This window comes from Kitasatospora sp. NPDC090091, from assembly GCF_044747365.1.
Classification (GTDB): Bacteria; Actinomycetota; Actinomycetes; order Streptomycetales; family Streptomycetaceae; genus Kitasatospora.
This window is the reverse complement of record NZ_JBIVDY010000032.1, coordinates 35,685-59,530: the sequence shown is the minus strand read 5'-3', so window position 1 is coordinate 59,530 and position 23,846 is coordinate 35,685. Positions and strand designations below refer to the sequence as shown.

Below are 23,846 nucleotides of genomic sequence, written 5' to 3'. Positions count from 1 at the left end.
GGTGATGCTACCGAGCGGGGCGCTCCGGCGGGAGGGTGCCGCGCCGCAGGGACGGCGCGGTACCCGGGGCCGGGGGCAGCTGCCCCCGGGCGACCGCCGTGGTCCGGCCAGGGGCCCCTGGCCGGACCACGGACCGGTCAGGCGTCCTGGCCGAGCCAGAGGTCCGGTCCGAACACCTCGTAGTGGATGTTCGCCGCCGGCACGCCCGCGGCGAGCAGCTGAGCCCGCACCGAGCGCAGGAACGGCACCGGGCCGCAGAGGTAGGCGGTGGTGCCCGCCGGGACCGGCACCGTCGCGAGGTCGACCAGGCCGGTGCGCTCCTGCGGCCACGCGCCGAGCGGCTGCTCGTAGAAGACGTGGGCGGAGGCGTCCGCCAGCTCGGCGGTGAGCCGGCCGAGCTCGGCGCGGAAGGCGTGCGAGAGCTGGTCGCGGTCGCCGTGGACGGCGACGACCGTCCGGGTGGAGCCGGTGGCGGCGAGGTGGGCCAGCATGGCGGTCATCGGGGTGTTGCCGATGCCGGCCGAGGCCAGCAGCACCGGTCCGTCGCCGTCGGCGAGGGAGACGTCGCCGAGCGGCGGGGCGATCTCGATCACGTCGCCGGTGTTCAGGTGCGTGTGCAGGTGGTTCGAGACCTCGCCGGCCGGCTCCCCGGAGGCGCCGGTGCCCGCCCGCTTGACGGTGAACTGGAGCGCGCCGTCCGGGCTTCCGGAGAGGCTGTACTGGCGTATCTGCCGGGCGCCGTCCGCCATCGTGGCGCGCACCGAGACGTACTGGCCGGGGAGGGCGGGCGGCACCGGGCCGCCGTCGGCCGGGCGGACCAGGAAGCTGACCACGTCGTCGGTCTCCTGGAAGCGGGTGACGACGGTGTACGGGCGCCAGAGGTCGTCCGGGTCGCCGCCCTGGGCGGCGGCGGCCTCGGCGCGCAGCCGGTCCTCGACGGCGATCAGCGCGTTGGCCATCAGCCAGTACACCTCGTCCCAGGCGGCGGCGACCTCGGGCGTCACGGCCTCACCGAGCACCTCGACGATGGCGGCGAACAGGTGCTCGTGGACGATCTTGTACTGCGCGTTGCTGATGCCGACGGAGACGTGCTTGTGCGCGATCCGGGCGAGCATGGCGTCGGGCCGCTGGTCGGGGTGGGCTATGAGGGCGGAGGCGAAGGCGGCTATCGAGCCGGCGAGCGCCTGGCGCTGGGTGCCGTTGGCCTGGTTGCCCCGGTTGAACAGGTCGCGCAGCAGCTCCGGGTGGGCCGCGAACATCTTGCCGTAGAAGAGCGGGGTGATGTCCCCGATCGCCCCGCCGACGGCGGGCAGGGTGGCTTCGACGATCTCGGCGGACTTGGCGGACAGCATCAGCGAGCTCCAAACTGGTATCTGAGATTCGCATTTTCGACCGTGCGGTCGCACGGTCGTGTCAGTGGGGTGTGCGCGTGCCGTCGTGCGGTGCTGCGGTGGAGCGTCCCGGCGGTTCGGGCCGGGCGGCCGGTGGGGACGGCCGGTGGGGAAGGGCGACCGGTGGGGACGGCCGGTGGGGCGGTTGGGTCAGTCGGCCGGTCTGCTGGTGAGGCTCAGCAGCACGGGTCCCGTGGGGGAGGACACGAGGTCGCCGATCGACATCGGGTCGAGCGTCGCGAAGAACGCCTCCTGGGCCGTGCGCAGTGCCCCGCGCAGGCGGCAGGCCGCCCGGAGCGGGCACGGCGGGTCGTCCTCGCAGCCGACCACGTCGCCGACGCCCTCCAGCTCCCGGAGGAGCAGGCCGAGCGAGCCGGTCCGGCCGGCGAAGGTGAGCGACAGCCCACCGCCGCGGCCGCGCCGCGCCTCGACCACGCCGAGGTGCTGCAGTCGGCTGACCACCTTGGCGGCGTGGGTGTAGGGCACGCCGACCGACTCGGCCACCTGGCGGGTGGTCGGAGCCGCGTCCTCGTCGAGGACCGCCAGCCGCATGGCGATGCGGAGGGCGATGTCGGTGCTCTTGGTCAGCCTCACGCCTCGAAGACTAGCTAATACGACTCCTGGAATCCAATTTCCTGCACGCGCCCGGTCGGGTGGCCGCCCGAAAGGGAGGTCGCGGCCCCGCGGCGGCGGGGCGTGCTCGAACCGTTATCGGCGTGATGCGGAAACCGCCTTACCTGATGAGTGGTCAACTGCTTTACTGGCCGCGCTCATTGGCAGGTCCCACTCATGGTCGCAGTCTCGGGGATTGTCATGGATCACACGCCACCGCAGCCACCGCCCGTCCCTCCCGTACCGCCCGGGCCGGGCCTCCCGCCCGGGCCGCCGATGGGGCCGCCGCCGCCCATCGGCGCGGCGTACCCCGTACCTCCTGTACCTCCCGCACCTCCCGCACCTCCCGTTTCGCCCTCTCCCCCTCTGGGGGCCCGGCCGCCGGCTCCGGCCTTCGGTGGCCCGCCGGCCGACGCGGCCGCGCAGCCGCTCCCCGCGACGCCCGAGAACCTGCGGGGCCAGGCGGGCCCGGCCCCGGCCGAGGCGACCCGCTACCTCTGCGCGGCCGCCTGGCTGGACCGGGGCTTCCGCGCCGCCCTGATCGAGGAACTGGTCGAGCAGTGCCACCGGATCCCGGCCCCCTCCCCGGGGACCGACCTGGTCCGCGTCCTGCACGCGGCGCTGACCGCCCGGCGCTGGGAGGCCTGGACGGGTGTGGCGTTCCTCACTGTCCTGGCCGCCGGATTCGTGCTCCTCGGCCTGGTGCCGGGGGGAATCGTGCTGCTCGTGGTCCTCGTCCTCGTCCTGGTGGCAGGGTTCCGCGAGGACCGGATGGACCACCGGATCGGCCTGACCATGGAGCGGCTGCTGATGGTGACGGCGCCGCGGACCGGCGGCCTGGCCCGGAACGTGGTGACCGGGACCAAGGTGCTGATCCTGGCCGCCTGCGCGTTCGCCGCCCTGTCCTACGTGAGGTGGGACGGCGCCACCTGGGACGAGCTGGGTTGGGGCGATCAGGGCTGGGCCGGCCTGGGATCGGACGACGGGTACCACCGCGGGTACGGCGACCACTGGTACAACGGGCTGCTGGGCGGGTCCGGACCGGCGGGCGGTGGCCTGCTGCCGGCCCTCGTCGAACTGGCCCTGCTCTGGCTGATCGCGGCCGGCCTCCGGTTCGCCATGCGGCGGCGGCTGGCCGGGCACGCATTGACCGGCGGCAAGCCGGGCGGTCCGCCGCCGCAGCCGCACGGCCGGCGCGAGGCCTGGATCTACCGGCGGCTGCACGAGCAGCAGAGCGGGCCGGAGCTGCTCTACCGCCGCCGGGCGCCGCTGGTCGGGCTGGGGATCGCGGGCCGCGCCTGGCGGATGACCTTCGAGCTGCGGCCCTCCGCCGAGCGGACGGCCGGGGGGCGGGGCGCCGAACCGCTCGACGCCGCCGTCCTCTACCGGGCGATGGCCACCCGGGTGCGGCAGCTGGCCGAGGACACCGCCTACCCGGACGACCCGCTGCGCGGACTCTCCGTCACCGACCGGGTCTTCCGTCCCAGCCTGCGCAGCGACGCGCCCCGGCACTGGCGCGGCGCGATGTCCGCCCGGGCGGGCGACCGGCTGCTGCTCGAACCCGCCTGGGCCGACCTGCTGGGCCGCTCCGGCCACGAGCGGCTGCGCCATTACCTGGCGATCCGGGTCGGCTCCTGGCAGGAGGAGGTGGTGGTCACCGTGCTGGTGCGCACCACCACCCGCGGCGGACTGCTCTACCTGGAGTGGCTGCCGTACGTACTGCCGCCGGTCGCCCAGGGCTACCACGTCGTCGACCACCTCGGTCGCGACTCGGCGTTCGCCGACGCCCGCAACGCCCTCGGTTGGGCCGCCCGCAGGCTCGGCGGCGACATCGCCGTCGCGGTAGGGCAGTTGCGCGGGTCCCGGGCCTCGCGCGCGCGTGCCGCCCGGTACCACCGTCACTACCAGGAGCTCACCGGCGCGGGCCGCGCTGTGGACTTCGCACCCCGGTTGAGCGTGCGCGAGCTGGGGGCGGGGCGCGACTACCAGAACATCTTCCAGGCGCAGGACGTGCAGCGGTTCCTGAACACCGTCACCCAACGGGTGTTCAGCGCGGTGGGGGACGAACTGCGGGCGCGGGGCTACGACAGCGGCGCCTTCGAGCGGCAGTCGCAGAGCATCACCAACATCAACAACGGCGGCGTCCAGGTCAACAACAGCTCGGTGCACGGCTCGGTCGCCGGGGGCAGCGGCTCGTCGGTGGACATCGGCACGGCGAAGTAGCCCCGGGACAGGGACCCGCAGGACGGGAATCGGCCGGACGGGCACCGTCGGGCCGCCGACAGGAGGGACGCACATGGAGCAGCAGCGGACAGGTGACGGCGGGAACACGATGGGCCCGCCGCCGGGCGGCAACTGGAACAGCGGCGGTGTCCAGGTCGCCGGAGGCAGCACCGTGCACGGGCCGGTCGCCGGCGGCCAGGGGGCCACCGTGCGGATCATCATCGGCGGCGGTCCCGCCGCCGAGCCGGCGGGCCCCGAGGGCCTGCGGGCGGCGGCCGAGCAGCTGCGGGCCGCACTCGGCCGGCTGCGGGCCGAGCAGCCGGACACGGTGGCGCCGGAGGACGCCGAGGACGCCGACGCGGCCCTGGCCCAGATCCTGGCGGAGACGGCCCGGGAACGGCCGCACGAGGGCGTCCTCCGCCGCCGGGTCGACACCGTGGTCGACGCCCTGCGGACGGTCACCCTGCTGGCGGCCGCGGTGGCCGGGCTGGAGAGCGCCTTCGCGGCCCTGTTCGGGTGACCCGGGGGGCGGGCCGGTGAACGGCGTCCGCCGTCCATCCCTCCGCAGTACCCGCCGTGACGGAGCGTCAATCCATCGCCGGGTGATCCGCCCCGGGCCGATCACGGACCTGCGGGCGATGGCATGATGGGTCGTTCCCGACCGTGCGGTTGGGGCACTGGGGAGTGTCAAGGGGACGAACGCCGCCCCGCTCGCAGGAGCGCCGGTGCGGCGGACCGCCGGCCGTACCTGCGGGCGGATCGGTGACGGGGGAGCGCGAACGTGTGGATCATCGGCATGCTGGTCGGCGGCTTCGTGCTGGTGGTGCCGCCCGCGCTGCTCGGCCGGCGGCTGCTCGGGATCGAGGCGAGCCTGCCCAGGGCCGTCCTCGCCGGGCTGGTCGGCATCTCCACCGCCGGCGCCCTGCTCGGAGCCCACCTGCGGCGGGACGACCAGCGGCTGGTGCTCAGCCCCGTGATGCTCGGCATCGCGCTGCTGGTCGCCATGGTGACCCTGGTCGTCCTCGACCTCGCGGCGCCCGCCGGCAGCGTCCGGCCGTTCTCCTGGCCGCGCTCGCTGCGCGACCGGCTCGCCCGGATGCGCCGCTACTCCCGGATCGTCCGCATCGCCGGCCGCCACGGCCTCGGCCCGTACCTGAGCGGCCGCGGCCGGGGCGACGGGACGCGGCACGAGCTGCTGGCCCAGGAGCTGCGCCAGGCGCTGCAGGCCGGCGGGACGACCTTCGTGAAGCTCGGCCAGGTGATGTCCACCCGCCGGGACCTGCTGCCCGCGCCCTACATCGAGGAGCTCAGCAGCCTCCAGGACCGGGTGCCCGCCGCGCCCTGGCTCGAGGTGGAGCGGGAGCTGGTGGCCGCGCTCGGCGCCGCGCCGGAGGAGGTGTTCGCCGAGTTCGACCACCGGCCGCTCGCCGCCGCGTCCATCGCCCAGGTGCACGCCGCCGTCCTGCCGGACGGCACCCGCGTCATCGTCAAGGTGCAGCGGCCGGGGGTGCGCGAGCTGGTCGAGCGCGACCTCGACATCGTCGGCCGACTGGCCGTGACCCTGCAGACCCGCACCGACTGGGGCCGCAGCCTCGGGCTGGTGGACCTCGCCAAGGGCTTCGCCGTCGCGCTGCGCGAGGAGCTGGACTTCCGGGTCGAGGCGCGGAACATGACGGCCGTCCGCCGGGCCGCCGCAGCCCGGCGTGACGACAGCGTCGCCATGCCCGTCGTGCACGAGGCGCTGAGCACCGAGCGCGTCCTGGTGATGACCCGGATCGACGGCACCCCGCTCGGCCAGGCGGAGCCCCGCGACGAGAAGCACGGCCGCGAGCTGGCGGACACCCTGTTCACCGCGCTGCTCAACCAGATCGTGCGCGACGGCGTCTTCCACGCCGACCCGCACCCCGGCAACATCCTGCTCCAGCCGGACGGCCGCCCCGCCCTGCTGGACTTCGGCTCCGTCGGCCGGATCGACCCAGGCCTGCGGGACGCCATGGGCAGCCTCTTCCTCGCCGTGGACCGCGCCGACCCGGCTGCCCTGCGCGACGCCCTGCTGGACGTCACCGACCGCCCGGAGGAGGTCGACGAGCAGCGCCTGCAGCGCGCCCTCGGCCAGTTCAGCGCCCGCCACCTCGGCCACGGCTCGACGCCCGACGTCCGGATGTTCACCGACCTGTTCCGGCTGGTCACCGACTTCCGGCTGGCCGTGCCGCCGGAGATCGCCGCCGTCTTCCGCGCCCTCGGCACCCTGGAGGGCACCCTGCTGCGCCTCAGCGCGGGCTTCGACATGCTGGCGGCCTCCCGCTCCTTCGCCGCGGACCGTCTCGCCGACCGGCTCGGCCCGAGCAGCGCCCGACAGCTGGCGCAGGACGAACTCCTCGGCCTGCTGCCGGTGCTGCGCCGGCTGCCGCGGCGGATGGACCGCATCGGCAGCGCCCTGGAGGAGGGCCGGCTCGCGGTGAACGTCCGGCTGCTCGCCGACCCGCGCGACCGCCGGGTGGCCGGTGAACTGCTCAGCCGGGTGCTCCTGACCTTCCTCGGGATCTTCTTCGGCGTCACCGGAGTGCAGCTGCTCGGCCTCAAGGGCGGCCCGATGGTGACGGACGACCTCGGGCTGTACGCGCTGATCGGCTACCACCTGCTGGTGCTCTCGGCGGCGGTGGTGGTGCGCACGGTCTACGTGCTGGGCCGCCCGCTGAGCTGAGACCGGGGGGGTGGCGTCGGAAGCGGCTGCGTGCCCGGCCCCGGCGCTCCACCCGGGTGAGCTCCACGCCGTTCCAAGTCCCCACGTGCGAGCGAGATCCGGGCCGTAGATTGTGTCCATGATCGAACAGAAGCGGGCCGAGCAGTTACCGCGATCGGGCAGGAGCCGTGGGAAGCACGCTGCGCCCGGGCGGATCGAGGCCGGCGGGGTGCTGCGGTCCTCCGCGCTGATGGCCGCCGGGACGGTGGTCTCGCGCGCCACCGGACTGATCCGGCAAGTGCTGCAGGGAGCGGCCCTGGGCACGGGACTGCTGGCCACCACCTACAACCAGGCCAACACGGTGCCCACCAGCCTGTACTTCCTGCTGATCGGCGGCGCGCTGAACTCCGTCCTGGTCCCGCAGCTGGTCCGGGCCCGGACAGAGGACGCCGATGGCGGGACGGCCTTCGAACAGCGGCTGGTGACCCTCGTGCTCTGCGTGCTCGGTGTCGGCGCCGTGCTGGCGACCTGGGCAGCTCCCGAGATCATCAGCGTCTACCAGCAGGACACGCCGACCAACCACGACGCGTTCGAGCTCACCGTGGTCTTCGCCCGCTTCCTGCTGCCCCAGATCTTCTTCTACGGCGTGTTCAGCATCTTCGGACAGGTCCTCAACGCCCGGAACCGGTTCGGGGCGATGATGTGGACGCCGGTCCTGAACAACGTGGTCCTGATCACCGTGTTCGGCCTCTACGTCGGCATGATGACCACCCCGGAGGCGGTCGCGGACATCACCGGCTCCGAGGTACGGCTGCTCGGAATCGGGACCACCCTGGCCCTGGCCCTCCAAGCGGTCGCACTGGTTCCGTACGCCCGTGCAGCCGGATTCCGGCTGCGACCGAGCTTCCGGTGGCGGGGCTCCGGCCTGCGCAAGAGCGTGAACGCGGCCCGCTGGACCCTGCTGTTCGTCCTGGCCAACCTCGTGGCGAGCACCGTGGTCACCCGCCTGGCCTCCGCCGCGGACACGGCCCTGCCGCACGACGGCGTCGGCTACACCGCCTACAGCTACGCCCAGCAGATCTGGATGCTGCCGCAGTCGATCGTCACCGTCTCCCTGGTCACCGCCCTCCTCCCGCGCATGAGCCGGGCGGCGGCCGAGGCCCGTCTCGACGACCTGCGGGCCGACCTGTCCCACGCGCTCCGGGTCAGCGGCGTCGTCATCGTCCCGGCGGCGTTCTTCTTCGTCGCCTTCGGCCCGCAGATCGCCCGACTGCTGTTCGCCCACGGTGCCGCCGACGCCGCGGCCACCGTTCCGCTGGGCCGCATGCTGCAGGCGTTCGGGCTCGGGCTGGTCCCGTTCTCCGCCCAGTACCTGCTGCTGCGCGGCTTCTACGCCTTCGAGGACACCCGCACGCCGTTCCGCATGGCGCTGTGGATCAGCGGCATCGACATCGCCTTGGCGGTGGCCTGCCACCTGCTGCTGCCTCCGCGGTGGACGGTCACCGGGATGGCCGCCGCCTACGGCCTGTCCTACGCCATCGGCCTCCTGCTGACGGCGCTGCGGCTGCGGAGGCGCACCGCGGGCCTGCTCGACGGCCGGCGGATCTGCCGCACCTATGCCAAGTTGACCGCGGCCGCCACCGGCGCCGGGGCCGCCGGCTGGCTCGTCGCCCGCCTCTGCAGTCACAGCCTGGCGTCGGCCGTCTCGCTGGCGGCGGGCGGGATCGCGATGGCGCTACTGTTCTACCTACTGGCACGGCTGCTGCGCGTCGGTGAGCTGCGCAGCCTGCCCCGGCTGGGCTGACTCCGGCGTAGGTGGTGATCGAGGGCACCGTCCACCGCCCGGGCGTCGCTCCGGGTCGTCCCGGTCGAGGACTGGAGGACTGCGTAGGTCCGTCGGTGCGGGGTGGCCGTGGGGTGCAGGCCTTCGGACTCGGGCCACGGGGCGCACCCCGCACCGACGGAGAGTGTTTTCCGAACCGCGTCTTGATGGGCGGTCCGCTCCTGACTTTACTTGACATGGCGTCGTCCAAGACGGGGCCGGTTCCCTCACCATCCGAGTCAGGAGGACAACCACATGGCGCTCTCCCTCTCCCGGTTACGGCGTACCACCGTCGCGGTCGCGGCCCTGTCGCTGGCCGCGCTGACGGCCGGCCAGGCCGCGGCCGCGCCGACGCCCGCCCCCGCCCCTGCGCCCGCCCTGGCGGCGCAGTCCACGGGCCGGGTCGCCGCCATCGAGGACCAGGTCGCCCGCAGCCTGGCCAGATCCCTCACCGACGCCACCTGGCGCTCCCGGGTCCGCGCCGCGGCCGACGCGGCCGGCACCGAGCTCGCCCCGCTCGCCGCCGCCACCGACACGCCCGCCGCCCACTCCCTCGCCGAGACCGCCGCCGACGCCGACCGCCGGATCGCCGGGGCCAAGGGCCTCGACGCCGGCCTCGGCCCGCTGCTGCGCGTCCAGTTGGCCGACGCGTCGATGCGGGCGGCCCTCGACGCGGGCGCCACGCCGCTGGTGGCCACCGCCGTCGCCGACGACCACGCCCGCACCATTCGCGCCTACGACACCGCCGGCCGCGTCCACACGCTCGACGCCACGACGATCCCGGACCGGCCGGTCTACCTCGTCGACATCGACGCCGCGAAGGCGATGGCGGCCGGAATCGACGTGCTGCGCAAGGAGTTCACCGCGCACGGCCTCGCCGGTGCGCAGGCCGCGGGCGGCTGGTGGGCCACCAAGATCGACAGCATCGAGGTCTCCGACGACCAGGAGCCGTGGTTCAAGGGCGCGGCCGAGATGTTCAGCCTGGTCACGGGCTTCGGGCAGGACGGCAAGGTCCGGGTCGACTCGGTCGCCATGCCCTACCTGCGCTACGACGGCACGGTCTACAACCCGAACCAGATCCTGGTGAACTGGTCGAACTACAAGTACAACCTGGCCGACGTGGTCCTGATGGAGGACGACGGCGACACCAACTACCTGGCCCTCGCCCAGGCCGTCGCCGCGGTGCTGCTCACCATCGCCGACCAGGGCGCGTACATCCCGCTGGTCAACGCGGTGCTCGCCGCCCTGCCGAGCTCCTGGTGGACCGACGACCCGGACTACGTGGAGTCCTGGTACACCCTGGCCCGGACCATCTCCGGCCGACTCAACGGCGCCACCGGCAACGGCTGGATGACCGTCCAGCCGTACTGGGTGGAGCAGTTCTGACGTAGTGGCCCCCGGCGGTCGCCCCCACGTCCTCGCGGCGTCGGGGCGGCCGCCGTCCGGCTGTCCGGGGTGCGTGACCGGGGTGCGGGACCTGAACGCCCGCCCGGATCGCACGGGTCGCGATCCGGGCGGGAGGGCGGGGCAGGTCCGGTCACTCCCGGCGGGTGGCGCCCTGCAGCCGGCCGGAGCAGGCGGGCATGCCGGCGATGCCGCTCACGCTCACGCCACCGTGTCGTTCGCGCGCGGCCGGCTGGGCTGCTGGACGACCAGGTAGCGGGGGCGTTCGAGCCGCTGGACGTACTCCGGGCCCGTGGTCCACTCGCAGCCGCCGGGCTCGGGCCGGAGGTAGGTCAACCCGTTGAGGGTGTCCATGTAGACGCCCTCGGTGGGGGCGCCCGTCGCGTTCCGGTGGGCGAGGTCCCGGACGACCTCGCCCACCTTCGGCGCGTACGCGGGCATACGGGGGCAGCTGGGCATGTTGTCTCCCATGGTTGCTCTGAGTCCCGGATCTCTCACCGGGTGTAGCCATGGTGGCCCGCCGGGTCGTACGATGGCCAGGGTTCCACCGTTGACCAGTCGGTCATGTGAAAGGTCTTCAGTTCGCATGGAACAGCGAACAGTTGATGTTCTCTCCTCGCCCGCGATCCGGTTCGGGCAGGAACTCCACAGGTCACGGCGGGCGCGGGGCTGGTCCCAGGTCGGCCTCTCGAAGCGGCTGGGGTACTCCAACACGCTTGTGTCGTACGTCGAACGAGCGAAGCGTGCGCCAACAAGGAACTTCGCTGTCAAAGCCGACGAGGTGTTCGAGACGGGCGGGACGTTCTACGAACTCTGGCGCCGGTACGCCAAAGCGAGCCTGCTGGAGGGCTTCCCCGAGTATGCGGACGCGGAAGGGCGGTGCCGCCGTCTGCGCTCGTTCGGGCTGACCGTCGTCACGGGCCTGTTCCAAGTCCCCGCATATGCGGCCGCTCTGGCGTACGCCGCCGTGGCGCGCGGGGCGATCACTCAGTCCCAGGCGGACGAGCGTGTCGACTTCCTGGCAGCGCGTCAGCTTGTGCTGGACAAGAAGAATCCACCGGTGATCCACGCTGTGCTGGACGAGAGCTGCCTGGCGCGGCCGATCGGCGGGCCGGCCGTCATGATCAAGCAGCTCGACCGGATAGCGGAACTGGCGGCGCGGCCCAACGTCACGATCCAGATCGCGCCGTTCGACCTCGGCGAGCACCTGCCGTTCACGATGCCCGTAACACTGCTGGATCTGCCGGACAGCTCGGTCGTGGGCTACGCCGAATCTCATGCACGAGGCCACCTGGAGCGGGCGCGCGAAAGGGTCATGGAGTGGGAGAGACAGTATGATCAGCTGGTGGTGGAGGCGCTGCCCAAAGCGGCATCCTTGGCTGTGATTCGCAAGGCTCGGAAGGAGTTCGCCCCATGAACCTCGATCTGTCTGCTGTGTCCTGGGCCAAGTCCTCGTACTCCAACAACGGTGGCGAGTGCGTCGAGGTCTCCGCGAGCCTCCCGGGCCTCGTTCCCGTCCGTGACTCCAAGGACCCCGAGGGCCCGGCGCTCGTCTTCCCTGCCGACGCCTGGCGCTCGTTCGTCGCCGGCGTCCGGACGGGTGAGTTCGGCACCGTCTGACGCTCCAGTGGCCCGGGTCGGGCCGGGCCGCACCTTGCCGCGCCCATCCTGGCGAGCTGACATTCCGGGGGTGCCTGCGCCGCGAACCCGCGGGCACCCCCTGTCTCCTGGCGGCAGCCGACCGCCCAGCAGTCCCGGCGAACGGCTCAGGGCGTCGGGCCGTCCTGCCAGCCGTCCCGGATCGCGGGGAGGAAGCCGGGTGTCTGGCCCAGCGTCAGCAGTTGCTGCAGCGAAACGGTCGGCGAGGTCTCGTCCGGCTGGGAGACGACCCGCAGGAACGTCAGGGCGTACGGCGTGTTGTCCGGGGTGATGACATTGACCTCGCTGACCTGACCCTGGAGGGTCTGGGGCAGGTGCCGGACCATGACGACCGAACCGTCCGGCAGCACCCGGCTCTCGCAGTCCGCGGCCAGGGGTTCCGCCCTGCCCCCGGCAACGGTGTGCGCGTCGCACGAATCGTTCGGCGTGGTGCGGTCGACCTCGCGCAGCCAGGAGGGGCGCCGGACCACGGTGACCAGTCCGCCGTCCGTCCTGGTGGCCTTGTAGACACCGGGCCGTCCCTCCTTCGGGCCGTCGGCGATCGCGCTGAAGTCCTCCGGCAAGTGGGCCCGGAGGAATTCCAGCAGTGCCAGGTTCCCCTGTGCGCTGAGCTGCCGCTGGTACGCGTTGGTGGCAGCGGTGTCCGCAGGATCCGGCCGCGGAAGGCCGGTCACCGGTGCCGCAGTGCTCGGTGCCGCGGTGCTCGGCACCGCTCGGGTCGCGGCAGCGGGGGAGTCCGGCCCCGCCGGGGTGTGCTGCGCCGCAGGGCGCCCACTGACCACCCAGCCCGCCGTCGCCAGCACGCTCACCGCCGCGACCGTCGCGCCGCCCGCCAGCAACTGCCGGCGCCGTCGCAGCCGTCCGCCGCTGCGACGGACCTGCGGCAGCAGGGCCGGGGGAAGGCCCGGCTCCGGCTGGTCCAGCACCGTGCGGAACAGCGCGCCCATCTCGTCGGCGCCGAACGCCGGATCGTCCTGGTCCATCCCGGTCTTCCTCTCGTCTTCCGTGCCTGTCGCGTGGTCCCGCCCGGGCGGGGTCGCCGTGGTCAGCCGCCTGCGATCTCGTGCAGCGAGTCGCCGAGGATGGCCCGCAGCTGGATCAGCCCCCGACTGGTGCCGGACTTCACCGCACCGGTGCTCTGCCGCAGGATCGCCGCCGTCGCCTCGATGCTCTGGTCCTCCCAGAACCGCAGCACCAGCACCGCCCGGTACGCCGGGCTCACCTGTGCCAGCGCGGCCAGCAGCGCGAGCCGCAGCTCCGGATCCGCGGGAGCGGGCGACCGGCCCGGCGCCATTGCGTCAGGCAGGTCGGCCGCCGTCACCTCGGTCGAACTGCGCCGGCGCCGGGTGTCGACGAAGGCGCGCACCAGCGTGGTGCGGGCGTACCCCGCCGCGGCCTCTGGCTCCCGCAACCGCGGCCACCGTGCGTACAGCTTCACGAGGGTGGTCTGCACCAGGTCCTCGGCCAGGTGCCAGTCGCCGCACAGCAGATAGCCGGTCCGGCGCAGCGCCGCGTACCGGCCTGCGACGAACTCGTCGAACGACTGCTCCAGCTCCGGTGACATACGGCCTCGCTGCTCCTCGCGTGTACTCCCCGGCACACCACACGTGCCCTCGCTCCTTCTACACGGAATCAGGGCCGCAGAATGTTGCGTCCGATCGGAGGTGATCGATTCGTGGGCGTGGAGAAGGCGCATCGACGGTGTCCGGCCGGGCGGGCTCGGCGCGGTGTGACGACGCATGAACGGCAATCGGCCGCCCTCGTGAACCACGAGGGCGGCCGATCTCCGGTGACCAGGCCAGAGGGTCAGGCCTTCCGGATGTTGTACGCGTAGCCGCTTCCGACGCAGTTGCCGGTGCTCTGCGAGCCGGTCACGACCCAGCCTGCGGGGATGGGGGAGAAGGAGCAGACCGTGGCGTAGCTCTGGTTGGCGGTGCTGGCGAGGGAGTAGGCGACGCCGGTGCCGGCGCAGCCGCCGCTGCTGTAGGAGCTGGTGATGACCCATCCGGTCGGGATGGGGGACATCGAACAGGCGGTGGCGCTGGTGCGGTTGGCGGTGCTGGCAAGCGAGTAGGCCACGCCCGTGCCCGCGCAGCCGCCGCTGCTGTAGGAGCTGGTGATGACCCACCCGGCGGGGATGGGGGACATCGAACAGACCGTGGCGTACGTCTGCGGTGCCGCTGGGCGGCGCCGATGCCCCCTTCGACGGGGCCGGGGGAGCGGGGCGCGTTCAGGAGCGCCTGCTCCCGTTCGCCAGCGCGGCCCTGCGGACCCGCAGCAGTTCACCAACCGAGGCGCTCTCCCGGAACACGTCCGCGCCCGGACCGCCACCAGCCCCCGCGACGCCCGCCTCGAACGCCGCCCCGACCAGCGTCGCCTCCTCCGCGAAATTCGCGATGGCGTCCAGGATGTTGTCGCCGATGTCCGTCAGGTTGTCGACATCGCTGCTGATGTCCGACTGGACGTCACTGACGTCCTGCGCCTCCCGGACGTCGTCGCCGATGTCCCGGGCGCCCTCGACGTCCTCGCCGGCGTCCGCACAGAGCGTGGGCGGCACCGAGACCGCCGCCGGCTCCGCCCCCGCCCCTTCCCCCACGACACGGTCGGCGAACCCGGTCACCGCCGAGACCTTCACCTCGAACATCCGAATCACTCTCCTTTGCTTCCCGCAGGGATTCCGTACATGCCGGGCCCGGCGTCCAGGTCGTGGAAGTCGGACACGAAGAGGATCTCCGGCTCCACCCGCGGCTCGTACGCCGCCGTCCTGGCGATCGCGAACTGGGTCTGCCGCGCCCCCCGTTCGTGGAGGACCCCGAACGTGGCCACGTTCAGCAGCGCCAGGTACGCGATCGTGGTCTTCCACTGCCGCGCCCCGGCGCCCCCGCGCCGGATGACCGCCATCTCCCGCGCCGCGTCGAGCAGCCCCTTCTCCACCCGCCGGTGCGGCGCCCACAGCACGTGGACCGCGCTACGCTCCCGGCCGACGTCCAACTCCCGCCACCGCCCCACCCGCTCGCCCTCCAGCCCGTCCCGCACCAGGACGTGCAGATCGTGCATCGACGGGGTCGGCCCGAAGAACCGGTAGTTCGGGACGACCCTGCCCGCCCACCCCAGACGCACCAGGACACCCCGGCCCAAACCCATCTGACGCAGCACCGTCAGAGCGCCCCAACCGCACAGGCCCGCGTACAGCAGCTCACGGGCCACCGGCCCGGCAACCGTCGAAGCCATCCGTCCTCACCACCCTCTCTCCGCAACTCCCGCTTCACCCGTGGTCGATGACCCAGTGGACCGCCTCGGCCACCCGCGCCGCGTGCCACCGATCGGTCAGCAGCGACACATGACCGGCCCCCGCCACGACCTGCGACCAACTCACCGACGACAGCGCACCCAGCTCACACTGAAGCCCGCCGTACGCCGGATCCCGCCCGTACGTGACGCCCGCGGAGACCACCGCGACCGGACACGGCGCCACCGAGGCCAGCACAGCCGCCCGCCCCGACCAGTCCGCCCGGCTCAGACCGAACTCACCCCGCGCGGCCAGCAGCGAGGAGAACCGGAACATCGCCCGCTTCGTCGCAGCGCGGACCTCCGCCGGCAACAGCAACAGGTCCTCCGCCACCGCACCCTGCTCGGGCAGGCCCAGTACACTGCGCGTGACCATCCGGTCCAGCGACTGCCCGAACAACGCCAGACCCGCCCGCTGCCGGGCCGAGCGCCGGCACTGCTCGGGATGCGCGGAGTCCACGAACACCAGACCGGCGGTCAGTTCCGGACAGCGCTGCGCGAAGATCCTGATCAGCAGCCCGCCGACCGAGTGCCCCACCAGAACGAACGGCGCCCGCGCACCCGAACGCCGAAGAACCTCCAGCAGATGGTCCGGATACCGGGCACCGTCCAGCCCGCTGCGCCCCGCGGCGCTCCATCCGATCCCGGGCCGGTCGTACGCCACGGCGCACGTGCCCTCCCGCAACTGCTCCAGGACCCAGCTCCACACCGTGGCCGGGGTGCCCAGGCCGCTCTCCAGGACCACCGTCGGCGCCCGCCCCGGCCGCTCCAGGACGTGCAGCGCACGGCCGCCCACCCGAACGATCCGGCCCGGCGGGGCCGGGGGCGTGCCGCTGTTCCTCAGCTCCGTGACGACCACGCCCGCGGCGGTGGCGACCAGGGCGCCGGCCATCAGCCGGTCCTGGAACGCACCACTGCGGCTGCGGCTGGGGACGGCGGCCGGGGCCACCGGACAGGTGTTCACGGGCGGAGCGACCGGGAGACGTGGGCGATCGCCGGGTAGGTGGCCGTGAACGCCCACAGGAAGCGGTTCAGGCCCATGTACCGGCCGTTGGCGAGGTGGAAGACGACGCCCGCGCCCAGGATGCCCCGGGCCACCGGTTTGGGGGCCACCAGCACCAGCGGGAACGTCAGCTCGCCCAGGATCACGCCCCACGCCACGGTACGGGCGAGGGCGGGACGACGGCGCACCAGCCGGTACAGGCCCCGGTCCCCGTAGACGCGGGTGCGCAGGATCCCGGTGATGGCGGAGCCGTCCCGCCACACCGGGGACACCAGCTTGACCGCCCCGGCGGCGGTATAGGCCACGCATGCGTGGAAGGCGATGAACCGCAGGCACGCCTCCCGCGCCCGATCGTCGCCGGGGAAGGCCTTGGCCGCCGTCGCGACCAGGAAGGTCACCAGGGAGATGTTGTCCGACCCGTCGAACCCGTAGTACTGACGCACCTGCATCCCGGCGGCCGTGCCGGTGAGCGCGAACAGCAGCAGGGCGCGTTCCCCTCCGCCCGGGTGGCCCAGCAGCATCCGGGCCGCCGCCGCCAGCCGCACCCGCGGAATCACGAGCACCCGCGGGTACTCCAGCACCTTGGACAGGTAGGTCAGAGGGAACCGGTCGATGCGGCGGAACCTGGTCCGGTTCACGGTCCAGGAGAAGATGCCGTCGTCACCGAGCGTGGACGGCACGGCGAGCTGCTCCAGCGCCCCGATCAGCGCACCCATGGCGCCGATCTTCTCGATCCTCACGAAGACCCGGTCCACGGCGGCGGCCTCACCGCCGGCGACCGGCCTGCCCACGGCCTCTGGGATCCGTCTCATCGGTAGCATGCGGCCTCCGAACAACGCCACTGCTGCACCGCGCCGTGCAGACACCTGCTGTGACGGGTGTCCCACACACGGTCCCTACCGTTCCACCGTGGCCGATGCCGGCGGCTGCTGCAAGCCGGGCGCGGGCAGGCTCACGGACACGATCGGACGATGCCGAATCGGCTGGTTCGCCGCGGTCGGGGCCCTCGCGGTCGGGGCCCTCGCGGTCGGAGCGCCCGGCCGCAGCGGTTCGCGCGGCTGCACGGCAACGCTCGTCGACCCGCTCTGGGTCCTCACCGCGGCGGTCATCATCGTGCCGGTGCTCTGCCTGTTCGGCCCGATCTGGGGGTTGGTCAACGGGTGGATGCGCCGCAGGACGACGGCCGTCCGGGCAACGTGGTACTGGCCTGTGTGCACGGCTGCGACGCTCGTGCCGTTCTTCGCGCTCTTGAGTCAGTCCTGAAGCATGTCCCGTCTCCATGGAGTTTGGGTCAGTCTCACCGAAGTGGACTGGCGAGGGGTTGTCTCAGTGATGGTTGCCCGTCGGGTGCCGGCGGCGGCTTGGTGCGCCTGTCGGCGGAGGTGGCGGACGGTTCTCGACCCGGATTGTCCCGGCAGGGTGCGGGCGTCGTGATCGCGGGATGGCTGAGGCCGACCTTGACGACGATCCCTAGCCGAACGTGAACCAGTTGAGGTTGACGAAGTCGGCGCCCTGTCCGCTGGCGAAAGTCAGATACACGGTGTGGGTGCCGGTGGTCCGGGCGATGTCGGCGGGTACCGTCCGCCAGTTCTGCCAGCCGCCGGTGTTGGCGACGGCGAAGCTGCCGACCGGGGCGGCGGTCGGGCTGTCCAGCCGTACCTGGACCAGCCCGCTGACGCCGGGCGCGGCGCCGGAGGCGACCCGTGCCTGGAACCGGGTCGCGCCGGAGCTGCCGAACTCCACGCCGGCGTAGCCGAGCCAGTCGCCGTTCGAGATCCAGCCGACGTCCCGGCCGCCGCCGGTGTCGCCGCAGCTCTCCACCGCGGTGCCGGACTGCGAGTTGTACGACTCGGCCTGGATGGTGCCGAACGCGCTCGTCCCGCCGCCGGGTGTCGGCGACGGCGTGGGGTCGGTCTGGCCGTGGCCACCGCCGACGGTGACGGAGAACAGGCGCGGGCTCGCCGACTGCACCCTGCCCTCGAAGTCCACACCCTCCGGGCGGACGTCGTCGTACGGGAACGCGTAGCCGAGGTGGTCGGGGTTGGCCGCGTGCAGGATGCGGGCGTAGTGGTTGGTGCGTGCGGCGGTGTAGAAGGCGGCCGGGTTCTCGCCGTTCGGCTGGCGCGGATTGTCCAGCAGGGTGGTGCGGTTGAGTGCGGCGGCGAGCCGCGCGCTCAGGTTGCCCATCAGGTCGTTGCCGGTGGTGAACGGCGCCGAGCTGCAGTTGAAGACGGCGGCGGTGGAGGGCTGGGCGAAGCCGCCGACGCCAGGGAAGGTCAGCACGCCGTTGGCGACCCGGCCGGTGACGGTGCCCCAGCCGGCCTGGGTGTCGATGACCAGGTCGGTGGTCCGGTACTTCTGCCACACGGCGCCCAGGTAGCTGTCCAGGTAGCCGTTGAACAGCGACGGGTTGGCGCTGATGGCGGTGTTGGGGCTGAGGATGCGCAGCGGTCGGCCGGCGGAGTCCGGGACGATCAGCCGCGCCCAGTCGCCGCCGTCGCGGGCGGCCTGCGTGCGCAGCGCACTGGCTGCCGACTCCAGGCCGCCGGCGGGCAGGCCGTTGACGCTCTGCCGCCCGTCGGCGGCGGTCAGGTCGAATGCGATCGGGACGGAGGCGAAGTCGACGTAGCTGATGTTGGCGTACAACTGGTCCGGCCCGTAGGTGAATTCGCAGAAGCCGTAGGGCGTGCCGATGTTGGGGTCGGTGGGGTTGCTCACCGAGGGCAGCGCGATGCCCGGCCCCGGGTTGATCAGGAAGACCAGCTCGCGGCCGACGGAGAAGTAGATCCGCCCGCTGGAGAGGTACGGCAGGTGGATCCGGCGCGGCGCGCTGCCGGCGGCACCCAGCGCGATGGCGCAGTCCGCGCCGAGCGGCGCGCCCGGCGAGGCGGGGGAGGAGGGGTGGTAGAGGGTGCTGCCGTCGGAGCGCAGGAACGCCCAGCTGTTGCCCTGGGCCGGGTCGAGGCCGAGGACGTAGGCGTAAACCGGCTGGGACGACACGGTGTTGACCAGATCGACGTCGAGCCGCTGCGGGGTGGTGCTGCCGTCCGCGGTCTGCGACAGGGCGAAGAGGGTGGGCGCGGTCAGGGCCGCGACGGAGGCGCCGAGCATGGTCCGACGAGTGATCACGAGGGCTCCGGGGGCGTGGGGGTGGATCGGCGGCGCGGACTGCACCGCCCTGCCGCCACCCTCCCGCCCGGACCCGGACACGTCAACGTCTGAAACCGTAAGTGGCCCTTAAGCCTGAATGTGTTCATTTGTTGAAGATCACGAAAGGGGCCCGGCAGGGGGTCGGTCGTCGGCCGGGCTCCTCGGCATCACCCGGTCAGCTGCAGAACTCGGCCTCGGCGAGACCGAGTTCGCCGGTGAACCAGTCGGCATTGACGTTGAACGCCACCGCGTGGCCGCCGTCCCGCGTCGTCAGGGCGAGGGTGGAGGAGCCGTGGATGCCGCCCTCGTGACCCCAGACGGTGACGCCGCAGGAGAGCGTGGCGCCACCGATGCCGAGCCCGCGTTTGGCGTCGGCGCCGCCGCCGAGCATCTCGTCCAGCGCGGCCTTCGGGAGGAGCCGGCCGCGCATCAGTGCGGAGAGGAAGCGGGTGAGGTCTTCGCCGGTGGAGATCATCTCCCCGGCCGCGCCGCCCCAGGAGGGGTTCAGCTCGGTGGTGTCCACCGGGGGCGGCGTGCCGCCGGCGAGGGTGGAGTAGCCGCGGGCGTGCGGTCGGGGCAGGCCGGCGGCGGTGCCGGGCAGGCTGGTGGCGGAGAGGCCCAGCGGCCGGATGATCCTCCGTTCGATCTCCTCGCCGTAGGGGTGCCCGGTCACCCGGGCGACGATCATCCCGGCCAGGACGAAGTTGGTGTTGGAGTACTGACGCTGCGTCCCCGGCGGGAACAACGGCGGGTGCGACGTCGCGATCCGCACCAGCTCCTCCGGGCGGTAGGTGTCGTAGCGGTGGGTGAGGAACGCCGGGGTGAACAGGAGCTCGGCCAGCCCAGGGTCCTCGTCGTAGCTGAACAGGCCGCTGGTGTGGGCGAGCAGTTGCCGGACGGTGATCCGTGATCCGTCGTTCCCGTTGCCGCCGACCACGCCCGGCAGCCACTTCTCCACGGTGTCGTCGAGGTCGAGCCGCCGTTCGGCCTGGAGCTGGAGCACCACGGTGGCGACGAAGGTCTTCGTCACGCTCCCGATCCGGTACCGCTCCCGGGGCGACCGCGGCTGCCCCGTCGAGGTGTCGGCCACGCCGACGGCGGCGGACCACGTCCTCTGCCCCGTCCGGGCCGTGGCGATCACGCCGGGCAGTCCTTCGGCGCGGAGCGCCGCGTCCATCGCCGTCCTCGTCGCGCCGTGCCCGGTGCCGCCGGCCGCCGCCGGCAGCGCCGTCCCCACCACCAGCGCGGATGCCGCCGCCACCGCGGCCGCCGCACGCCGGATCGTCCTGCTGAGAGCCATCGTGTCTCCTGAGGTCCGTAGCCCTCGTCCCCCGCCCCCGTGTGCACGAGGACGACCCGCCGACGGCGGGCGGTTGCGAGGCACGCAGACCTGTCCGGAAACCGTCGGGGGCCATGGCCGGGGCGGGTCAATGCCCCGGGGCGGCGCCCGCCTCCGCCGCTCGCAGCCCGGGCCGGAGGCGGTCGGTGCCCGGGCGGACGACCTCCCGCGGCCGTCCGGTCAGCCTGACGACGAGCGGGGCGGCGAGGCCGGTCAGTGCCAGCAGCGCGCCGACGACGTACCAGCCCGGGCGGCCCCAGGTGAGGCAGAGGGCGATCAGCAGGCCCGGCCCGACCGCCTCGGCCAGGCCGGCGCCGAGGCCGAACACCCCCTGGTACTGGCCGGTGGCGTGCTCCGGAGCCAGCGCGAAGGAGATCTCGAAGCCGCCGGCGGCGTGCCAGAGTTCGCCGACCGTGTGGATCACCACCGCGGTCAGCACCAGCACTGTGGCGGCCCACGCCGGGGTGCCTGCGGAGAGCGAGAACAGGGCGCAGGAGAGCAGGAACGCCACACCCGCCCGGCGGTAGGCCCGCGCTCCGGCCGCCGGGGAGGTGATGCCGCGGCCGGCCCGGACCTGGCAGCCGACCACCAGGGCGGTGTTGACCAGCATGGAGCCGGCGACCAGCCAGCGCGGGGCGGCCGTGGCGGCGATCAGCCAGAGCGGGACGGCCACCGTGAGCACCTTGAACTGGATCGCCATGACGCCGTCGACGGCGGTGAGCAGCAGGTACGGCCGGTCCCGCAGGGCGATCCAGCGCGGGCCGTCGACGCCGGGCCCGGGGGTGACCGGCGGGAGCAGGAGGATCACGGCTGCGGAGGCGGCGAAGGCGGCCGCCGTACCGAGCACCAGGAGCCGGTAGGCGGCGGGGGTGCCGGTCTGGACGGCCCAGCCGGCCAGCAGGGCGCCGAAGGAGACGCCGACGTTGGTGACCGCGCGCAGGTAGCCACGGAACTCCTGGGGCCGCGCGCCGCCGTGCCGTCGGATGATCGGTCCGCGCGCGGCGAGCCCGGCGGCCTGCGCGCCGGCGGCGGCACAGACCGCGAGGACGAACGGCCAGAAGCTGTCGGCCGTGAGGAAGGCGAGCGTGGCGAGCGCCCGCACGGCCAGGGTGGCCGTGTAGACGCCACGGGCGTCGCGGGTGTCGGCGAGCCGTCCGGCGGCGACGCCCACCGCGAGGGCGAGCAGGCCGGCGATGCCGAGCCCGAGGCCGACCTGGCCGGCCGGCAGGTGCGCGGCCTCGGTGAAGTAGAGGACGCCGGCGGTCAGGTAGAGGCCGCTGCCCAGGGTCTGGACGAAGTTGGAGGCGGCGACGACGCGTTGGGGGCCGGGTTCCGGGAGGAGACGGGGCATGGCGGGGGCTCCGGTTCTGGAGGGGGGGAGAGGGGCGGCTCTGTGCTCAGACGCCGGTCGGGCGGCGGCGCTCGGCTCGGGCCGTGACGGCCAGGGCCGCGGCCGTGAAGGCGGCGAGCAGGCCCCAGGCGGGGGCGAAGCCGTGCGTGGCGTCCCGCAGCAGGCCGAGCACGGGCGGGGCAGCGATGACGGCGACCTGGTTGACGGCCATGGCCAGGCCCAGGGCGAAGCCGGTCCGCTCCGGCGGCGCGGACTCGGCCACGTACGTGACCCAGGGGCCGTACCAGCCGAGGCCGAAGAACCCCAGACCGACGAGGAGCAGGCAGGCGGCGACCGCCGAGTGCCCGAGCGGGGTGGCCAGCGCCGCCGTCGCGGCGGTCGCGGCCGCCATGCAGGCCATGACAGTGGCGTAGCGCCCGGAGGTGCGGCGGTCGCTCCAGGCCGCGAGGGAGATGCGGCCGACCGCGCCCGCACCCTGCGCGGCCACCAGGACGAGCGCCGCCGCCCCGGGGCCGAGCCCGGCCGTGTCGTGGAGGTGAAGCACGGTCAGCACGAGGACGCCGCTCTGCACCGCGACCAGGCTGGTCCCGGAGAGCATGATCCTCGCCATGGCGGGATCGCGGACCGTCCGCAGCCGCTCGCGCAGCCGTCGACCCGCCGGAGCACGTGCTGCGGGCGGCGCGTCGGCCCGCCGGCCGGCCGGAGACGCGGCCGCGGGCCGGCCGGGCGGCGGGCGGTACAGGCCGGTGAAGACCGCCGCCCCCAGCAGCGCGACCAGCCCGCCGCACAGCAGCGTCGCCCGCCAGCCGAACGCCTCGGCCAGCACCGGCTGGACGGCCGCGGCGAGGGCACCGCCCAGCGGCAGACCCGCCTGCCGGATGCCCATCGCGAGCCCCCGCCGGGACGGGTCGAACCAGCCCGCCACCGACTTGCTGCCGCCGGGCTGCGCCGTGCTGTAGCCGGCGCCGACGACCACCAGGGCCGACAGCAGGGCCGGGTAGCCGGGCGCCGCGCTGCCCGCGAGCAGGCCGGCCGCGACCACGCAGGCCCCGGCGCCGACGATCCAGCGCTCGCCGTAGCGGTCCAGCAGCTCGCCGGCCACCAGCAGTCCGACCAGCGGAACCGCCTGGGCCGCCGACAGCAGCAGCCCCAGCTGAGCGGTGCTCAGGTCGAGGTCGTGCCGGAGCTGCACACCCGTCGCCCCGATGCCCTGGACGAAGAAGCAGGAGGTGACCTGGGCGAAGGTGGCGGCGCCGAGCACGGTCCACCGGTATCCCGGCCGGGCGGTACGACGGTGATGATCCGTCACCACGGCGTCGGCCGAAGAACTTCGCACCGCGACGGGGGGCTGTGTCATGCCGACCAGCGTGCTGTAATGCCCTTGTGCACCTCAACCCTTACGGCGCGGACGCCGTCAACCTCGCCGCCGACCTGGCCAACCGTCGCCCGACCGGTGTCGAGGAGCTCGCGGACCGCTGCCGCGTCGCCGGGCTGACCCTGGAGCACGCCGTCGGACCCGAGGACCTCGCCCGCACGCTGTCCGCCGTCGACGCCTGGGAGCGCGTCGTGGACGCCGCTCCCGGGAGCGAGCGGGCCGGGCGGCTCAACCGGATGCTCGCGGAGGCCTCCGCCCACCCGCGGCTGATCGACCACGCCGGCAGCGGCTGGCACCTGCACTACCGCGACGAGCACCAGCCGCTCGGCGCTGTGCTGTTCTCGCTGTTCGCCGTCGGCACCGCGCTGCACCTGGCGGGCCGCGGCATGGACCGGCTCGGCCGCTGCACCGTGGCCGAGTGCACCGTGATCTTCGCCGACACCTCCCGCACGGGCCGCCGTCGCTACTGCTCCCAGCGCTGCGCCAACCGCGACGCCGTCCGCCGCCACCGGGCCCGGGGCGCGCCGGCGCGGCTCTGACCCACCG

At 73.5% G+C, this 23,846-nt stretch carries 23 protein-coding genes; 9 read left to right on the top strand and 14 right to left on the bottom strand.

Translation table 11 applies throughout. The features are described from left to right. Positions 1-137: 137 nt before the first annotated feature. Positions 138-1,352 carry a globin domain-containing protein gene (locus tag ACIPSC_RS36025; protein WP_400833453.1) on the bottom strand — a complete coding sequence of 405 codons (1,215 nt, stop codon included), beginning with the start codon at positions 1,350-1,352 and terminating at the stop codon, positions 138-140. A 189-nt stretch (positions 1,353-1,541) separates the two neighbouring features. After that, positions 1,542-1,985: an RrF2 family transcriptional regulator gene (locus tag ACIPSC_RS36020; RefSeq protein ID WP_400833451.1), complete on the bottom strand. Its 444-nt coding sequence runs from the start codon at positions 1,983-1,985 to the stop codon at positions 1,542-1,544. A gap of 219 nt (positions 1,986-2,204) precedes the next feature. Between ACIPSC_RS36020 and ACIPSC_RS36015 the strand changes: the two genes are divergently transcribed. The 5 genes from ACIPSC_RS36015 to ACIPSC_RS35995 all read left to right on the top strand — a co-directional run bounded on the left by ACIPSC_RS36015 (position 2,205) and on the right by ACIPSC_RS35995 (position 10,117). After that, positions 2,205-4,226 carry a hypothetical protein gene (locus ACIPSC_RS36015; protein WP_400833448.1) on the top strand — a complete coding sequence of 674 codons (2,022 nt, stop codon included), beginning with the start codon at positions 2,205-2,207 and terminating at the stop codon, positions 4,224-4,226. 73 nt (positions 4,227-4,299) lie between these two features. Beyond that, positions 4,300-4,746, top strand: coding sequence for a hypothetical protein (locus ACIPSC_RS36010; protein WP_400833445.1), 447 nt, complete (start codon positions 4,300-4,302; stop codon positions 4,744-4,746). A gap of 261 nt (positions 4,747-5,007) precedes the next feature. After that, positions 5,008-6,930: an ABC1 kinase family protein gene (locus ACIPSC_RS36005; protein ID WP_400833442.1), complete on the top strand. Its 1,923-nt coding sequence runs from the start codon at positions 5,008-5,010 to the stop codon at positions 6,928-6,930. A 118-nt stretch (positions 6,931-7,048) separates the two neighbouring features. After that, a complete protein-coding gene (gene murJ, locus ACIPSC_RS36000; protein ID WP_400833439.1) occupies positions 7,049-8,713 on the top strand; it encodes a murein biosynthesis integral membrane protein MurJ in 1,665 nt (554 codons plus the stop codon). A gap of 273 nt (positions 8,714-8,986) precedes the next feature. Then, a complete protein-coding gene (locus ACIPSC_RS35995; RefSeq protein WP_400833437.1) occupies positions 8,987-10,117 on the top strand; it encodes a DUF3103 family protein in 1,131 nt (376 codons plus the stop codon). Positions 10,118-10,336: 219 nt separating this feature from the next. On the opposite strand, the gene ACIPSC_RS35990 is transcribed toward ACIPSC_RS35995, so the two are convergent. Continuing rightward, the gene (locus ACIPSC_RS35990) at positions 10,337-10,594 is read right to left on the bottom strand and encodes a hypothetical protein (protein WP_400833434.1); all 258 of its coding nucleotides are present in this window, start codon (positions 10,592-10,594) and stop codon (positions 10,337-10,339) included. 127 nt (positions 10,595-10,721) lie between these two features. On the opposite strand from ACIPSC_RS35990, the gene ACIPSC_RS35985 reads away from it, so the two are divergent. After that, a complete protein-coding gene (locus ACIPSC_RS35985) occupies positions 10,722-11,552 on the top strand; it encodes a Scr1 family TA system antitoxin-like transcriptional regulator (RefSeq protein WP_400833432.1) in 831 nt (276 codons plus the stop codon). After that, positions 11,549-11,755 carry a DUF397 domain-containing protein gene (locus tag ACIPSC_RS35980; RefSeq protein WP_400833425.1) on the top strand — a complete coding sequence of 69 codons (207 nt, stop codon included), beginning with the start codon at positions 11,549-11,551 and terminating at the stop codon, positions 11,753-11,755. Before ACIPSC_RS35985 ends, ACIPSC_RS35980 begins: the two co-directional genes overlap by 4 nt. 146 nt (positions 11,756-11,901) lie before the next feature. Here the strand turns inward: ACIPSC_RS35980 and ACIPSC_RS35975 are convergent, their stop codons facing one another. The 7 genes from ACIPSC_RS35975 to ACIPSC_RS35945 form a co-directional block, all read right to left on the bottom strand. Next, complete coding sequence (locus ACIPSC_RS35975) at positions 11,902-12,777, bottom strand: hypothetical protein (RefSeq protein ID WP_400833422.1); 876 nt, start codon at positions 12,775-12,777, stop codon at positions 11,902-11,904. Between the two features lie 62 nt (positions 12,778-12,839). After that, positions 12,840-13,358, bottom strand: a complete 519-nt coding sequence (locus tag ACIPSC_RS35970) for a SigE family RNA polymerase sigma factor (RefSeq protein WP_400833418.1) — start codon at positions 13,356-13,358, stop codon at positions 12,840-12,842. Positions 13,359-13,600: 242 nt separating this feature from the next. Further along, positions 13,601-13,942, bottom strand: a complete 342-nt coding sequence (locus tag ACIPSC_RS35965; protein ID WP_400833412.1) for a hypothetical protein — start codon at positions 13,940-13,942, stop codon at positions 13,601-13,603. An 82-nt stretch (positions 13,943-14,024) separates the two neighbouring features. Beyond that, entirely contained in the window at positions 14,025-14,438 is a 414-nt protein-coding gene (locus ACIPSC_RS35960) for a hypothetical protein (protein WP_400833409.1), read from the bottom strand. 5 nt (positions 14,439-14,443) lie between these two features. Then, positions 14,444-15,025 (bottom strand): hypothetical protein, encoded by a 582-nt coding sequence (locus ACIPSC_RS35955; protein WP_400833404.1) that lies wholly within the window; start codon positions 15,023-15,025, stop codon positions 14,444-14,446. Positions 15,026-15,059: 34 nt separating this feature from the next. Continuing rightward, entirely contained in the window at positions 15,060-16,046 is a 987-nt protein-coding gene (locus ACIPSC_RS35950; protein ID WP_400833401.1) for an alpha/beta fold hydrolase, read from the bottom strand. Then, a complete protein-coding gene (locus ACIPSC_RS35945; protein ID WP_400833398.1) occupies positions 16,043-16,897 on the bottom strand; it encodes a hypothetical protein in 855 nt (284 codons plus the stop codon). The genes ACIPSC_RS35950 and ACIPSC_RS35945 overlap by 4 nt, the downstream gene beginning before the upstream one ends. A gap of 97 nt (positions 16,898-16,994) precedes the next feature. Here ACIPSC_RS35945 and ACIPSC_RS35940 point away from each other — a divergent pair, with 97 nt between their 5' ends. Continuing rightward, the gene (locus ACIPSC_RS35940; RefSeq protein ID WP_400833395.1) at positions 16,995-17,348 is read left to right on the top strand and encodes a hypothetical protein; all 354 of its coding nucleotides are present in this window, start codon (positions 16,995-16,997) and stop codon (positions 17,346-17,348) included. A gap of 207 nt (positions 17,349-17,555) precedes the next feature. Here the strand turns inward: ACIPSC_RS35940 and ACIPSC_RS35935 are convergent, their stop codons facing one another. The 4 genes from ACIPSC_RS35935 to ACIPSC_RS35920 form a co-directional block, all read right to left on the bottom strand. Continuing rightward, a complete protein-coding gene (locus ACIPSC_RS35935; protein ID WP_400833392.1) occupies positions 17,556-19,214 on the bottom strand; it encodes a beta-1,3-glucanase family protein in 1,659 nt (552 codons plus the stop codon). 196 nt (positions 19,215-19,410) lie between these two features. After that, positions 19,411-20,535: a serine hydrolase domain-containing protein gene (locus ACIPSC_RS35930; protein WP_400833389.1), complete on the bottom strand. Its 1,125-nt coding sequence runs from the start codon at positions 20,533-20,535 to the stop codon at positions 19,411-19,413. A gap of 127 nt (positions 20,536-20,662) precedes the next feature. Beyond that, positions 20,663-21,925: an MFS transporter gene (locus ACIPSC_RS35925; protein ID WP_400833385.1), complete on the bottom strand. Its 1,263-nt coding sequence runs from the start codon at positions 21,923-21,925 to the stop codon at positions 20,663-20,665. 46 nt (positions 21,926-21,971) lie between these two features. Next, positions 21,972-23,282 (bottom strand): MFS transporter, encoded by a 1,311-nt coding sequence (locus ACIPSC_RS35920; protein ID WP_400833377.1) that lies wholly within the window; start codon positions 23,280-23,282, stop codon positions 21,972-21,974. A gap of 26 nt (positions 23,283-23,308) precedes the next feature. Between ACIPSC_RS35920 and ACIPSC_RS35915 the strand changes: the two genes are divergently transcribed. Further along, a complete protein-coding gene (locus ACIPSC_RS35915) occupies positions 23,309-23,839 on the top strand; it encodes a CGNR zinc finger domain-containing protein (RefSeq protein WP_400833372.1) in 531 nt (176 codons plus the stop codon). Positions 23,840-23,846: the final 7 nt, after the last annotated feature.

What these genes read in the sequence shown, in the direction of transcription:
- ACIPSC_RS35945 (WP_400833398.1), bottom strand. Translation starts at nt 16,897, where the DNA reads ATGAGACGGATCCCAGAGGCCGTGGGCAGGCCGGTCGCCGGCGGTGAG.
- ACIPSC_RS35955 (WP_400833404.1), bottom strand. Translation starts at nt 15,025, where the DNA reads ATGGCTTCGACGGTTGCCGGGCCGGTGGCCCGTGAGCTGCTGTACGCG.
- ACIPSC_RS35960 (WP_400833409.1), bottom strand. Translation starts at nt 14,438, where the DNA reads ATGTTCGAGGTGAAGGTCTCGGCGGTGACCGGGTTCGCCGACCGTGTC.
- ACIPSC_RS36025 (WP_400833453.1), bottom strand. Translation starts at nt 1,352, where the DNA reads ATGCTGTCCGCCAAGTCCGCCGAGATCGTCGAAGCCACCCTGCCCGCC.
- ACIPSC_RS35975 (WP_400833422.1), bottom strand. Translation starts at nt 12,777, where the DNA reads ATGGACCAGGACGATCCGGCGTTCGGCGCCGACGAGATGGGCGCGCTG.
- ACIPSC_RS35995 (WP_400833437.1), top strand. Translation starts at nt 8,987, where the DNA reads ATGGCGCTCTCCCTCTCCCGGTTACGGCGTACCACCGTCGCGGTCGCG.
- ACIPSC_RS35970 (WP_400833418.1), bottom strand. Translation starts at nt 13,358, where the DNA reads ATGTCACCGGAGCTGGAGCAGTCGTTCGACGAGTTCGTCGCAGGCCGG.
- ACIPSC_RS36010 (WP_400833445.1), top strand. Translation starts at nt 4,300, where the DNA reads ATGGAGCAGCAGCGGACAGGTGACGGCGGGAACACGATGGGCCCGCCG.
- murJ (WP_400833439.1), top strand. Translation starts at nt 7,049, where the DNA reads ATGATCGAACAGAAGCGGGCCGAGCAGTTACCGCGATCGGGCAGGAGC.
- ACIPSC_RS35930 (WP_400833389.1), bottom strand. Translation starts at nt 20,535, where the DNA reads ATGGCTCTCAGCAGGACGATCCGGCGTGCGGCGGCCGCGGTGGCGGCG.
- ACIPSC_RS35985 (WP_400833432.1), top strand. Translation starts at nt 10,722, where the DNA reads ATGGAACAGCGAACAGTTGATGTTCTCTCCTCGCCCGCGATCCGGTTC.
- ACIPSC_RS35925 (WP_400833385.1), bottom strand. Translation starts at nt 21,925, where the DNA reads ATGCCCCGTCTCCTCCCGGAACCCGGCCCCCAACGCGTCGTCGCCGCC.
- ACIPSC_RS35965 (WP_400833412.1), bottom strand. Translation starts at nt 13,942, where the DNA reads ATGTCCCCCATCCCCGCCGGGTGGGTCATCACCAGCTCCTACAGCAGC.
- ACIPSC_RS35990 (WP_400833434.1), bottom strand. Translation starts at nt 10,594, where the DNA reads ATGCCCAGCTGCCCCCGTATGCCCGCGTACGCGCCGAAGGTGGGCGAG.
- ACIPSC_RS35980 (WP_400833425.1), top strand. Translation starts at nt 11,549, where the DNA reads ATGAACCTCGATCTGTCTGCTGTGTCCTGGGCCAAGTCCTCGTACTCC.
- ACIPSC_RS35920 (WP_400833377.1), bottom strand. Translation starts at nt 23,282, where the DNA reads ATGACACAGCCCCCCGTCGCGGTGCGAAGTTCTTCGGCCGACGCCGTG.
- ACIPSC_RS36015 (WP_400833448.1), top strand. Translation starts at nt 2,205, where the DNA reads ATGGATCACACGCCACCGCAGCCACCGCCCGTCCCTCCCGTACCGCCC.